The 14,334-nt window shown below is 36.5% G+C and carries 7 protein-coding genes; 6 read left to right on the top strand and 1 reads right to left on the bottom strand.

What is annotated here, in order from left to right; translation table 11 throughout:
- Nucleotides 1–5 precede the first annotated feature (5 nt).
- The 5 genes from BLQ56_RS02560 to BLQ56_RS02540 all read left to right on the top strand — a co-directional run bounded on the left by BLQ56_RS02560 (nucleotide 6) and on the right by BLQ56_RS02540 (nucleotide 10,799).
- The gene (locus tag BLQ56_RS02560; protein ID WP_090849588.1) at nucleotides 6–1,043 is read left to right on the top strand and encodes an ABC transporter permease; all 1,038 of its coding nucleotides are present in this window, start codon (nucleotides 6–8) and stop codon (nucleotides 1,041–1,043) included.
- 2 nt (nucleotides 1,044–1,045) lie between these two features.
- Nucleotides 1,046–2,068: an ABC transporter permease gene (locus tag BLQ56_RS02555; protein ID WP_090849585.1), complete on the top strand. Its 1,023-nt coding sequence runs from the start codon at nucleotides 1,046–1,048 to the stop codon at nucleotides 2,066–2,068.
- Nucleotides 2,069–2,142: 74 nt separating this feature from the next.
- The gene (gene rhaS, locus BLQ56_RS02550) at nucleotides 2,143–3,198 is read left to right on the top strand and encodes a rhamnose ABC transporter substrate-binding protein (protein ID WP_090849583.1); all 1,056 of its coding nucleotides are present in this window, start codon (nucleotides 2,143–2,145) and stop codon (nucleotides 3,196–3,198) included.
- Between the two features lie 157 nt (nucleotides 3,199–3,355).
- Nucleotides 3,356–6,919, top strand: coding sequence for a glycoside hydrolase family 78 protein (locus BLQ56_RS02545; protein ID WP_090849581.1), 3,564 nt, complete (start codon nucleotides 3,356–3,358; stop codon nucleotides 6,917–6,919).
- A gap of 451 nt (nucleotides 6,920–7,370) precedes the next feature.
- Entirely contained in the window at nucleotides 7,371–10,799 is a 3,429-nt protein-coding gene (locus tag BLQ56_RS02540; RefSeq protein WP_090849579.1) for a glycoside hydrolase family 3 protein, read from the top strand.
- Nucleotides 10,800–11,216: 417 nt separating this feature from the next.
- On the opposite strand, the gene BLQ56_RS02530 is transcribed toward BLQ56_RS02540, so the two are convergent.
- Nucleotides 11,217–12,134: a nuclease-related domain-containing protein gene (locus tag BLQ56_RS02530; protein WP_090849575.1), complete on the bottom strand. Its 918-nt coding sequence runs from the start codon at nucleotides 12,132–12,134 to the stop codon at nucleotides 11,217–11,219.
- Nucleotides 12,135–12,534: 400 nt separating this feature from the next.
- Between BLQ56_RS02530 and BLQ56_RS02525 the strand changes: the two genes are divergently transcribed.
- A complete protein-coding gene (locus tag BLQ56_RS02525) occupies nucleotides 12,535–14,322 on the top strand; it encodes a cache domain-containing sensor histidine kinase (RefSeq protein ID WP_090849573.1) in 1,788 nt (595 codons plus the stop codon).
- The last annotated feature ends 12 nt before the right edge of the window (nucleotides 14,323–14,334 follow it).

The following is a 14,334-nucleotide window of genomic DNA, read 5'->3' as shown; positions in this document are numbered from 1 at the left end:
AAATAATGCCCGAAAGTGCAATCGAAAACACGCCACAAGTTGAAACAAAAGAGGTGAAGGTTTCTAAATTAGCAGGGATTTATAAATTTAGAGAATTAGGATTACTAGGGTTTATTATCATTCTATCCATTTTGATTCAACTTAGAAATCCAAGTTTTCTAAGTATCGAGAATATAAATGATATGGTAACAAACACTGCAATTCTAAGTATTTTAGCTTTAGGCATGATGTTGATTTTAATTACAAGAGGAATAGATTTATCGATTGGATCAACAATCGCCATATCAGGAATGCTAGTCGCCCAAACAGTTAGTACGTATCAACACTTGAACCCATTCGTCGTGATTTTACTGGGAACGGTGATTGGGATGGTGTGTGGCGCGGTTAATGGATTTTTAATTTCAAAGTGGGGTCTGCTTCCTATCATTGCAACGCTGGCAATGATGAACATCTTCAGAGGGATTACCTATAAGATAAGCGGTGGAGAATGGATTAGTTCCTACCAAATGCCTGAAGGTTTTGTATCAATTGCAACTGGTAAAACGTTAGGGATAAATAATTTAATAGTGATCGCCATTATTATTTATCTCCTAATCTACTATATGATCAATCACACAAGAACAGGTCGTCAAATCTATGCCGTGGGTAGTAATCCAGATTCAGCTAAAGTAAGTGGGATTAAAGAAGGTCGTATTCTCATGCTAGTTTACACAGTAATGGGAGGGTTAGCTGGACTCTCAGGGGTTTTGTGGGTGTCCAAGTTTGCTTCTGCACAAGGTGATACCGCTTCAGGCTATGAATTAACAGTGATTGCTGCATGTATTCTTGGCGGAGTAAGTATTGCAGGTGGATCTGGGAAAATAGCTGGAGTGATTCTTGGGTCAGTTCTGATAGGGATATTAAATAACGCATTGCCATTATTAAATGTATCACCATTTTGGCAAACAGGAATTCAAGGTTCAATTATCCTCGTTGCTGTCATTGTAAACACACTTGTTAAAAGAGGTGTAGATCGTAATAACTTAATGAGGAGGAAAATATAACGATGGAACCTCAAACACTACTAGATGATAACGGATATTTAAAAAGAAATATCATTGATAAAAAAGAGTTTAGTCTTAAAACCTTTTTCCTTCAGTGGGAATGGATGCTTGTTATTATTTTACTTGCTGTGATAGTTATAAACTCACTTCTCTCACCTTACTTTCTAAACTATCCAAGTTTACGAGATGGAACAGTGACGTTCCTTGATAAAGCATTCATTGTGTTTCCGATGGCGATGGTAATGATCCTAAGAGATATTGATATTTCAGTAGGATCGACAGTTGCTCTATCATCTGTCGTAATGGCTACCATGTACAACAGCTTGGGTGTACCAATGGAGCTAGCCATTATCATTTGTTTGGCAGTAGGAGCACTTTGTGGACTTATTAATGGATTATTAATTGTAAAGTTTAAGGAGCTATCTGCAGTTATCGTGACATTGGGAACGATGATTCTATACCGTGGAATTGCTTACGTGATCCTAGAAGATCAATCTTCAGGAAACTTTCCAGAATGGTTTGGCTTCTTTGGATGGGGCTATGTGTTTGGGATTCCCTTTATCTTAATCTTATTTATCATTGTGGCTGTTATTTTTGGGATCGTACTTCACAAAACAACATTTGGCAGACAAATCTTTGCAATGGGGAAAAATCCAACAGCAAGCCGATTCTCTGGTGTAAAGGTAGATAAAATCAAAATCATTGTCTTCACATTAGCGGGATTAATGGCAGGGGTAACTGCTCTCTTCCTAGCCTCAAGAATGGGAAGTACGAGACCGAATGTGGCTAATATGTATGAATTGGATGTTATCGCCATGGCAGCTTTAGGTGGAATCAGTACAGCTGGTGGTAAAGGAAAGATACTAGGTACAGTAATTGCTGTCTTTATTATAGGTTACCTCCAATATGGTTTAGGACTTATCAATATTCCAGCCCAAACACTTCTAATTATTGTAGGAGCACTATTAATCTTTGCTGTTACGGTTCCAAAAATTAAATTACCAAGCTTCATAAGAAGAAAATAACGATAGGATACTACAGTTTTTTAAAAAGACTGTTATGTATATAAAACTAGTAAAAAACAAAGGGGAGAAAACACATGAAGAAGTTTTTAGGTATGTTTTTATCAATGGCATTGGTTATTTCATTACTTGCAGCTTGTACTCAAGGTGCACCACAGAGCAGTAGCTCAACAGATGATCAAGGTAGTGAAGATACTGAAGGGAAAAAGAAATATGCAATGGTCTTTAAAAATACAGGAAATCCATATGGTGAGAAAATGATGGATGGCTTCAAAGAAGCGGTTGAGGCAATTGGTGGCGAAGTAATTCTACGTTCTCCAGACCAACCGACTGCTGAAGGTCAAATTCAAATTATTGAACAACTCATTACACAAAAAGTCGCTGCGATTGCGATTGCAGGAAATGATCAAGATGCATTAGAGCCTGTACTGAAAAAAGCGATGGATCAAGGAATAAAGGTATTGTCTGTTGACTCTGCAGTAAATGCAAATAGCCGTATTCTACATGTGAATCAAGCAAACCCTGAAAGAATTGGACGTATTCAAATTGAAGCAGTTTCAGAAATGATTGGTGGAGAAGGTCAAATTGCTATTCTAAGTGCAACTTCTCAGGCAACAAATCAAAATCTATGGATTGAATGGATGAAAAAAGAGCTAGAAGATCCTAAGTATGCAAATATCGAACTAGTAAAAGTAGCATATGGTGATGATTTACGTGATAAGAGTGTTTCCGAAACAGAAGCTCTATTAAAATCTTATCCTGATTTAAAAGGAATTATTGCTCCAACAACAGTTGGGATTGCAGCAGCTGGTAAAGTAATCACAGATAAAGGGTTAAACGGAAAAGTGGCTGTTACTGGCTTAGGACTTCCAAGTGAAATGGCGAGCTATATTGAAAGCGGTGTCTCTCCATGGATGTACTTATGGAATCCAATTGATGTAGGGAAGGTAGCTGGTTATACTGCACATGCATTAGTTGAAGGTACAATCACAGGAGAACTAGGTGAAACATTTGAAGCAGGTGACCAAGGTAGCCTAGAAATTGTAGAAGATGGTGATGGTACACAAATCATGTTAGGAGATCCATTCAAGTTTGATGCGAGTAATATTGCTGAGTGGAAGGATGTTTATTAATTCTTAGAAATTAAACTTAAAATCCAGTCTATTAACTTTCACATCATTTGTAAGGAGGTAGGCTGGATTTTTTAAAATGGTAACGTGATCTGTCAAGTTTATTGATAGAACTGGTTATAGAATTATTTAAGTAAAAACCTATAAGGATGGTGGAAAAATGCTTAGGAGTCATAAGATTAAGTTGAAAAAATTATCGATTTTAATGTTAGTAATTCTTTTAATCTCATCAAGCTTTGCTGGTAGTATATCTGCAGAAGAAATAAGTGGAGACACGAAGATTACGAACTTAAAGGTTGACGGTATGGAGAATCCACTCGGAGTAGATAAACAAATTCCACGATTTAGCTGGATGATGGAATCTGACATTCGTGGGCAGCACCAAAAAGCATACCAAATTTTTGTAGCATCTAGTCCTAGTAAATTGGATGAAGGCGTAGGGGATATTTGGGATAGTGGGAAAGTAACGAAAAGTTATTCGAATTATATTAGATTTGAAGGAAAACCAATGTCCCCCTCAACAAGATATTATTGGACTGTTAAAGTCTGGGATGCAACTAATAAGGTAATCTCAACCGGTGAAAAAGCATGGTTTGAAACAGGACTCATGGAAACTGGGTGGGACAATGCAGAGTGGATTGGAGCTCCTGATTATGTGTTAGATGCAAAATCTAAACTAGTATTTAATCTTGAATACAATATGACTATTTCTGAAGGAAGCTCAAAGGGTAGTTTGATTTTTGGTGCAAATGATCCAAGGCTATCAGACCGGAATAAAAACAACTATAGTATTGAGGGGGAAAACTTTATTAAGTATGAAGTTGACCTTTCAGAACTAAATGAAGGTACTGGACCAGCGAAATTACATGTATATCGTATAGGCTATGGTCCAGAAAAGGATATTGGTCAATTAGATGAAACAAAGCCAATTGCAACAGGAATTATAACTTCTATTGATGATTCAAACAAACATAACAACCATTCTATTAAAATCAATGTTTCTGGAAATGAAGCGACTACAACTATTAATGGGAAAACAGTTAAGATGGAAAGAGCAGCATATCCTGACGAACCTGCCAAAGACGCTCTGATTTTAAATCCTTTAAACGTAAATGGCGGGGTTCCTACTTTTCCAAGGTTAAATGAAATTGGTTTTTCAGTAGATGCTAACCAAGAAGCAACATTTAGTGAGATTAAAATTTCTGAGTTTAGAAAACCAAATTCAGTTGTTTTTAAGGAAACTGTCGACGAAAATTATGAAGGTATTTTTAAGGATGTTGTAGATGGTACAAAAGTAAAAATTGAAGGTAGTGGGTTTAAAGTAACAGGCGGTAATAATGAGGGAGTCATGGTTTACAGAGATCCAAGCCATACTTCAGTGCCAATGTTAAGAACAACTGTAAATGCTACGAAAGAAATCAAAAGTGCAAGACTTTATGCAACAGCACGTGGAATTTATGAGTTCCATATAAACGGTGAGCGCGTAGGTGATGAGTACTTTCCACCTGGTCATACTCAATATGATAAAACGTTAATGTACCAAACTTACGATGTTACGGACATGCTTGTAAAAGGAGAAAATGCACTTGGTGCGATGCTTTCCTCTGGTTGGTGGAGTGATGGGCAGTCATGGAGATTACCAAATTACAATTACTATGGAGACCGACAATCACTACTAGCAAAACTAGTCGTAACTTATGAGGATGGTACAAGTGACATAGTAGTAACAGATCCAGATAATTGGCAGTATTACGGTGAGGGGCCAATTACTTATGCAGGCTTCTTTAATGGAGAAGATTATGACGCTACACGAGAAGAAGATATTGAAGGTTGGTCTGAGCCGAGATTTGATGCAAAAGAGTGGAGTAGGCCAGTAGTAATCATACCAGAAAAGGAATTTGCAAATCCTGAAATCATCGCGGAAATCGGAGATGGTGTAAAAGTATTTGAAGAACTTACAGCAAAGTCTTATACAGAGCCTAGACCAGGTGTATTTGTTTACGACATGGGAGTAAACATGGTAGGCGTCCCGAAAATTACGATGAAGGGTGAAAGAGGACAAAAAGTAACATTACGTACGGGTGAAATTTTATATCCGGACTTACCAGAATATAAAGATATGAATGGTTCTAGTATGGTAGGGATGATTCTAACGGAAAACTTAAGATCTGCACTATCTACTGACACTTATATACTTAAGGGTGATTCTAACGGAGAGACTTATCAGCCTAGATTTACCTTCCATGGTTACCGCTACCTTGAAATTACAGGCCTTGATAAACCAATTCCTGTTGAAGATGTTAAAGGTGTTGTGTTAAGTTCTATTACCGAACTTACTGGTAGCTATGAAACTTCCAATCCATTAGTTAATCAATTATACAAAAATATTACTCGCTCTCAATTAGGTAACTTTTTAAGTATACCTACTGACTGTCCTCAAAGAGATGAGCGCGAAGGATGGACTGGTGATGCGCAGGTATTTGCTCGTACAGCAACGTATAATGCCGATGTTAGCCAATTCTTTGCTAGATATACAAAGACGTTACGTGATTCACAAAATGAAGCAAATGGCAGTTACACAAATACTGCACCTAATTATGGAGGAACAAGCGCACTTGGCTTAGCTTGGGCTGCCGCTGGCGTTATCGTACCATGGGAAACGTATCAACAATATGGAGATACTCAACTTATTGAAGATCACATGGATTCAATGGTAGCTTGGATTGAGTATTTAAAAGAAGCGAAATTAAGTGGTTCTCAGTATCTAACAAGTAGAACTGGTTTCCTTGCAGATCATTTATCATACGTTCCAACCAACACTGAGATGTTGTCTAATGCCGTTTATGTATACGTTGTTGAGAAAGTAGCTAAAATGGCAGGGATCGTAGGGAAAGAAGAAATTTCAAAAGAGTATGAAGAGCTTCATAAGAATTTAAAGGCAGAATGGAACAGCACTTATGTAAATGCAGAGACTCATAAAACACAAACAAGAACAGGAGAGATTCAGGATACACAAGCTTCATACTCTCTAGCATTATCCTATGGAGTCTTCAATGAAGAGAACGAAGCTTTTGCAGCTGCACGTCTTGCAGAACTAACAAAAGAGCTTGGCTACAAAGTGACTACTGGATTTGTAGGTACTGCACCGTTAAATCCTGCGTTATCCGCACACGGTTACAATGAGGTAGCATATGACTTGTTGGAGTCAACGGAGTATCCTTCTTGGTTATATCCGGTAGTTAACGGAGCTACATCAATCTGGGAACGTTGGAATTCTTACACAATCGAAGATGGATTTGGTGGTAATAATAGTATGAACTCCTTTAACCATTATGCTCTTGGAGCAGTTGGTGAGTGGATGTATAACTATTCATTAGGTATTCAAAGAGACGAGAACAATCCAGGATTTAAGCATTTCATTTTAAAACCAACATATGGTGGAACGATTACTTATGCTAAAGGGCATTACGATTCAATGTATGGGAAAATCGAAAGCTCTTGGGAACTAAAAAATGGAACCTTTACTTACAAAGCAACTGTTCCAGCAAATACAACAGCTACACTCTATATCCCGACTAATAATGTGAATACGATTAAGGAAGGGAATCAACCAGTGAAAAAGGTAAAGGGTGTTAAGTTCATCGAATTCAAAGATGGAGAGGCTGTTTATGAACTAGAATCTGGAAGTTATGAATTCCGATCAATCGTTGCTGGTTTAGAGTAAAATAAGAGAAAAATAAATTTTATTCTGAAAGCCTACAGAACTATACCACAGTTCTGTAGGCTTTTCTTAGCTATTTAGTAGTCTTGATATTGAAGCTTCTTACCATTCGCTTTCGGTATTGAGGAACTATTTTAATAAAAAATCTGAATAGTAAAATAAACACCCCTAAATAGTTAAATCTACAAGTTTTTAATATCTTCTGAACCTATTAAAATGGTTATTAAGCGTATGGTTATAGAACTTTATTTCATACGAAAATAAAAAAGGGGAGAGTTTTATATTACAGGGTTTTATGCTTGATACCATCAGGGTGAAGTATTTACTAGTTTAAAAGAAGTTGTACATACTTGATTGCTAGTCAAATTCTTTATGTTACCGAGATCTCATTTTTCTCAAACTTCTCGTGAACCCCAAAATGTAAACAATTACAAAAGTGAAAGGGTGAAGTAGAATGCCACGATTCAAGAGATTAGCAAAAACTTGCATGGTCACGGTACTCGGCTTGGCGATGCTGAGCACAGAATTTGCACATATCGCACAAGCAAACACCGATAAAGAGGAAATTGTGTTTAAGAAGCAGGTCGGTGGTGTGTTTGACGGAATGCCATTATTTAATGGAAATCCTGAGCATCTAGAGGAGTTTGTGGATACCTATTTTGAATACACCGGTCTAGAAGGACCTGCTGTTTATGCTTCTGGTGCACGTAACCATTATACGTTGCAACAAGGAGAGAACGCAGGTAAGAAGATTCCGGGTGCACTATCTGCTGCAGATAACGTGCAAGGTGTTTCTACTGATTTTCCTTCATTAATCGGAATGGGACAGTCATGGAATAAGGGGTTGCTCTCCGATATTGGAAAAGTGATAGGAAATGAAAAGATAAGTACGTTAAAAGTGAAACAGGGAGACTCTAACTTACATCCTACTGGTTGGGGAGCTAACCCAAATGATTTTTCACAAACAGTAGCCTTTACTGTAGTAAGTGATATGCGAATCAATCCGTTAAGTGGCCGTTTTGATGAAGGTTTTTCTGAGGACGCTTACATGTCGGCTGAAATGATTGATACAATGGCTGCTGGCCTCGGCGGTACGGATCAACCTGAAAGTGAAGATGGATTTTGGATGCGTGCAGCAGTAGGGACGAAACACTATTCTATTTATAATGCGCAATGGTTCCGCCAATCTGCAAACAATAGTGCTGGAGCTCGTTCAATCTTTGAATACCAAACGAAAAGTCCTATGAAAGCAGTTAGTTCTGGTGCTGTGTCAGGGGTAATGACTTCATTTGGTAGAACGAATGGAATTCCTAACATTCTATCACCATATCAAATCCTTTTGAACGATAACGCTAAGTATGGTGCATATAGTTCACCTGATTTTAATGGAGATGCACATGTGTTTGGTGAAAACACGTTTGGTAATGGATATGATACGAAATATGCAGTTGATCGAACACATGCGAATATCTTAATGATTCTTGCAGATGCACAAGCAGGCCGTCCATCTGTTAACACAGCAGCTCAAGCTGAAGATATCGCTCTTTTAGTGGATGCTGTAGAAAAAGGAGTATATGGAGTTACAAAAGAGGATCTAATCGAAACAGCTCGCTCACATGTTAACCAAATGGTTCGTGTTGGCATCTTTAACGAAGTGGATGAAAATGGAATTCCAAAATATTATCCTTTCGCATCTGATGCTAAAGATGTTGCTAGTACAGTTTCTGATTATAATGATGCCCAACATCAAGACATTGCTTTGAGAGCAGCACAAGAAAGTATTGTTCTTTTAAAGAATGATGGTACATTGCCATTAAATAAAGATCAAAAGGCTGCCATTTCAGGAATCTATGCAGATGCTAGATTTAAGACAACTTATTCTGTAAATAATACACCAGACCTTGAAAATTCAGGTAATTCACCATTATTAGCGATTATTAAAGAAATCGGTAGTGAGAAAGTATCCTATCAGACTGGAAATTCAATTATTGGTCTTGCATCTAAACAAAATGGTGAAACAGTTACTGCTGATGTTAATGCGTCAGAAGAAGGTTCAGCCCTTTTAACAACTGCTGAATCATTTAACCAAGAGAATGAAGCACACCTGTTTGAGCTATATGACTGGGGTCAAGAAGGATCAAGTTTAAAATCATTACTCAATAATCGTTGGGTAACTTCACCAGGTAAAAATGGAGAACAAGTAGGAAATACGGACAATACTCGTTTGAATTTAACAGACAATGACTGGAACCTTGGTGCGATGATCGGAGATACGAGTACGATTCCACCGAGATTACGAATCGAGCAAAATACTGACCAAACAGTTTCAATTATTTCTAATGGTTACCGTACAGGCTTTAGTGGCGATTTCTCCAATTGGTACTATTCAAATGGAAGATTTATTTCAACTAAGGAAGGTAAATTAGTTACTACTGAACCATTAACGAATGTTGAGAATGCTGCTAATCGCGGTGACGAAGTTAAATACGAAACACATGTTGTACAGGATGTTGGAGTAGAGGCAGCAAAACGTGCAGCAGAAGAGGATTATGCAATCGTGTTTGTTGGAGCAATACCTCGTCATAGTGCAGGTGAAGGAAATGACCGTTCTGCTTTGAAAATGTCTGATGCGGATTATCAATTAGTTGATAAGGTTTCAGAAGCGTTTGCAGCAGAAGGGAAGAAGACAATTGTTGTTGTTAAATCAAGCTTCCCAGTGGGTATGGAAGAAATTCAAAACAACGAAAATGTATCAGCTATCGTGTATCAGCCATATGGTGGGCAATATGAATCATATGCATTAGCAGATGTATTATACGGTGACTATGCACCAACAGGTAGACTAAGTTCTACATGGTACAAGGACATCACTGCATTACCTGCTATTAATGAATATGCAATCCCAGAAGGTAATCCAAGTACGTTGGCGGATGTAGATCCACGTTTTACAGTGGATATGACAAACTCTGATCCAATTGAATCTAAATTAACCTATATGTACACAGATGCACCAGTAACCTATGAATTTGGTTATGGGCTTTCATTCAGTAACTTTGAATATAGTGACTTTACAGTATCTAAAAATGTGAATAGTAATAAGCCTTTCGATGTGTCAGTGAAGGTGAAAAATGCAGGCACAGTAAATACATCTGAAGTTGTACAGCTCTACATTAACAATACTGATTCAGCTTATGGTGAATATGCTCCTCAAAAACAGCTTGTTGCTTTTGAAAAGGTGCAAATTGCTCCAGGTGAAACTAAAGCAGTTACGTTAACGGTTGACCCTAATGACTTTGCTATCTGGGATGTAAACCTTGGTGATTTCATTGTAGAAAGTGGTCAATATAATTTAATGGTAGGTACATCATCTGAAGATATTAAAGACAGTAAAACAGTAAAAGTTAATGGTAAATCGGTAAAAACGTTACAAGATAAAACATTCAATGTATTTGATCATAGTTTTGCTTCTAATGAAGTAATCTATCATGAAGTATCAAAAGATAGAACTGCTGCAAGTTTAAAAGAGGAAAAAGTTGTTGGCAGTTACCATTCAGTTAGATCTAAGCAAGATGGTGCATGGGTAGCAATCCCACAAGTTAACCTATCAAAAGCTAAGAAGATTACAGCAAGTGTTGCGTCGAATGTAAATAGTGGTCAAATCACACTACACATTGGCTCACCTGATAGTGAACCATTTGCGACTATTGACGTACCTGTGACAGATAAAGTTACTTACACTGCGAAAAACACTGAGGTTCAAGTGAATGAACTGGGCTATGTGGATGTAGCAGCAGAATTAACGAAAAAGGTTAAAGGTACTCACGATGTATATGTTGTATTTAAAAAGGCTGACTTGAGAATTGACAGTTTGACGTTAAACTGAGAAGACGGTTAATGTAGGAAAGTAAATCGTTGAATCACCTTGAATTAAATGTCCTTGAAATCGGTAATTAGATTTCAAGGATTTTTTTATTGATGTATTCGCTGAGGACTTTTTTAGGGGAGGTTGTTAGTGACAGAATTGGTGGTAAAGTAGTCGAGAAGTCGTTGAGGCGAGGTATCAGAGACCAATCGGGTGGGAGAAGTAGTCGAGAAGTCCTTGATGCGAGGTGTCAGAGACCACTTGAGTGGGAGAAGAAATTCGAGAAGTCATTGAGGCGAGGTGTCAGAGACCAATCGGGTGGAAGAAGCTGCCGAGAAGTCCTTGATGCGGAGTGTCAGTGGCAAGATTACCAATTAAGTAATGATAGAAAATCTAATACCCCTATTAAACTAGATCAAGGAAAAAACGAAAGAACTACTACTCTTCTTTATTTTTAAAATAGGTCCACCTATTAAGACTTACCAAATGTAAATTTTTCACTAGTATTCTCTTTATACTCTTTTTAGAAGTCACTATTTGACACCAGTCATGAATAGCAACTGTCGTTATTTTTTGAGTAGGGAAAAGTAAACTATATTCCTTGACGCTTCTCATCACTGCATCATCAATGATTTCTTGGTTACCACAATTTATACAAACACATTTATATCCGATAACTGAAACTGAAAAGGAGCTACACGTGGAACAAGTAATTCCTTTTTTTAATAGATTGTAATCATAATCTGGTAGCTGGCTGTAAGGTGAATTTTCAATATTCAAAGAAATAAGCTTATCGGCTAGAGTTTTATGCTTATTTGTTAACTTGGAAGGTATGGAATTTAGTTGTTTTTTATAGCGATTAAGTTGAGTTGGAAAAATAACTGGCTTGTTATTAGGGGCTTGATATAAAGTGAATTCAGGGTTGATAAAAACAACTGAGGCGTTAATTGTATAGTTCAAACCTAGATTTTGTATAAGTTGGCGAAATAAGGATGCTGTTCTATTTAATTGGGTAATAGGATTACTAATTTCAGTATTTGGTTTTTTGAAAAGCTTATCAGATTCGTACGAAAAATCTCCTTCATAATTTTTTACTTCATAGAAATATATCGCATCTGAAAGAAAAATAAGTGAATCAATCTGAAATAAGGTATTATTCAATTTAAATAACAAATCATTTAAAACGAGACATTCACAGGTTAGGTCTGTAGTAAATGTATCAAATATTAGCTCTCCTTCGAAACCTTTTTTTAGATTGTTGTAGTATCGCGCATCCTTATCAGATAAATTCATTCTTAGGCTTAAATAATTTAAGATCTTTAATTCTAGTGGTTCGGTTCTAATTTTATAGTTCATACTCCACATCCTTTTTTTTGCTAGTTTCCTCTATTTTATTAAAACCGCATTACGAAATCTATCTAATAAATTGTGAATTATACAGAAATAAAAGCTAATAATAGAATGATATCAGCCACTGCTTGAAAAGATTTCAAGGAGAAAGTCAATAAAGTTTTAAGATTCCTTGAGGCGAGGTATCAGTGACCAATTCCACCTGAAGAATTAATCTAACTGTCCTTGATGGGTTCCAAAGATATGTAACCATACAAGATGTGGACTTCATAAAGTAAATTCTTCAAAAACCTCCCCATTTTAATAGTTTATTATAAGAACAAAGAGGAATAACGGCTAGTTCAATAGAATAAGAAAGTAATAGCAAAATGAAAGGGTCGTAGGCCATTTTATAAGGAGACTTCTCATGTTAAAACAAAAAGCTTTCTCCATAAAAACGAAAATGTTTTTTATTTTTGCAGGCGCTTACATTTTGCTGGTAAGCATCATTGGGTTTGCTATCTATATTAGTAACTATAATGAGATGAAAAATCAAACAAGCTCATTAACTCAAGTATTGGCAACACAGTTTACTAGAACCATTGATTTATACTTTGAAGATATGGAAAGACTTTCATTAATTGTATATACGGATTTTCTAATTCAGGAGAGTCTAGGACATTATGAAAAAAATACTTCTGTTTATAATGATCTTTTAATAAAAAATGATTTATATCCTCGATTATTTAACCAAATTTATCCGAGGAAGGACATTGAGAGTATTTCAATTTACACAAATACGGGAGCCTATTTTAAGTACGAAAAACAAGGAGATATAGAAGTTCATCATAACAGTGAGTTGACTTACTGGCAAAAGCGGCTAGATAAGCTTCCGAAAAGAGATTTTCTCTTTCTTCCTACACACGAGGTCATTTCTAGGGGAGGGGAAAAAGTAAACGTCGTTTCTTTAGTCCGTAATATCTATATGATCCCCAATCGTCATAAAGTTGGTTCAATGAAGATTGATATAAATATTGATATATTTAAGAGATTACTTGATCTTGAAAATGTAAATGACTTGGAACAACATGCAAGGCTATTTGTATTAACTGGTGACAAACAAGTAATCTATGACGACCAAGAAAGGTTAACAGGTAAACAAAGTCTAAATTTGGATTTTCCTCTTTCATCCAATCGTTATACGAGTGATACGCTCACATGGGAAGATAATCAATACTTATATTCATTTCAACATTCAGATTATATTGGCTGGGACATTTTAATCCTTATTGCGGAGGATTTTATTATTTATGAGCGTAATCAAATCATAGCATTTGTGCTAATTAGTGGTTTGATTGCGATTGCCATTATCGCATTGGTTTCCTATTCCTTATCCTCCCATCTTTCAAAACCATTAGTTCAAATGATGAGGAAAATGAAGAAGGTTGAAGAAGGAGATTTAAGTGAGCGGATGGATTTCACGGGTTCACAGGAGATGGACCTTTTAGCAAGAGTATATAATAGCATGCTAGATAGTATTAATAAGTTAATTAAAGAAGTGTACGAACTTAATATTACAGAAAAAAATGCGAAAATTTCTGCCTTACAATCGCAAATCAATCCACATTTTCTGTATAACACTTTAAATGTGATGAAATCGATTAGTCGATTAAGAGGGGTGGATGAAGTAGCAGATATTTCAGAATCACTGTCAGACCTCTTTAAATATTCCATGAAAGATTTAGATAAAACTGTGCCCCTAAGAGATGAAGTGGAGCATATAACGAATTATATGAACATACAAAAACATCGATTTGGTGATCGTTATCAATATAAGTCGTCCATACAAGAAGCTGCTCTTAACGTATATGTTCCTAAATTAATTATTCAGCCCTTAATTGAAAATTCAATCAAACACGGATTAGAGCGGCGTGGATATGGAACAATTCTCTTAACTGCAGGAATAGAGAAGGATCTTCTAATTGTAACTGTTGAGGATAATGGAGTTGGGATGACCGAACAAACATTACAGCATGTAAGGAATCAACAAAATGCTGACTTGCTCATCGAAACCAAGGATAGTGGAATTGGGTTAACGAATATACAACAAAGGATCAAGTTAATGTATGGGGATAGTTATGGATTAGATATACAAAGTGAGTGTGATAAAGGGACAAGAATGACGTTGAAGTTGCCGATACGTCGATCTTTTTAAAGAAGGAGTGAG

The sequence above is a fragment of the Litchfieldia salsa genome (assembly GCF_900104555.1).
GTDB lineage: Bacteria > Bacillota > Bacilli > Bacillales > Bacillaceae_L > Litchfieldia > Litchfieldia salsa.
This window is presented reverse-complemented; position numbering and strand designations above follow the sequence as displayed.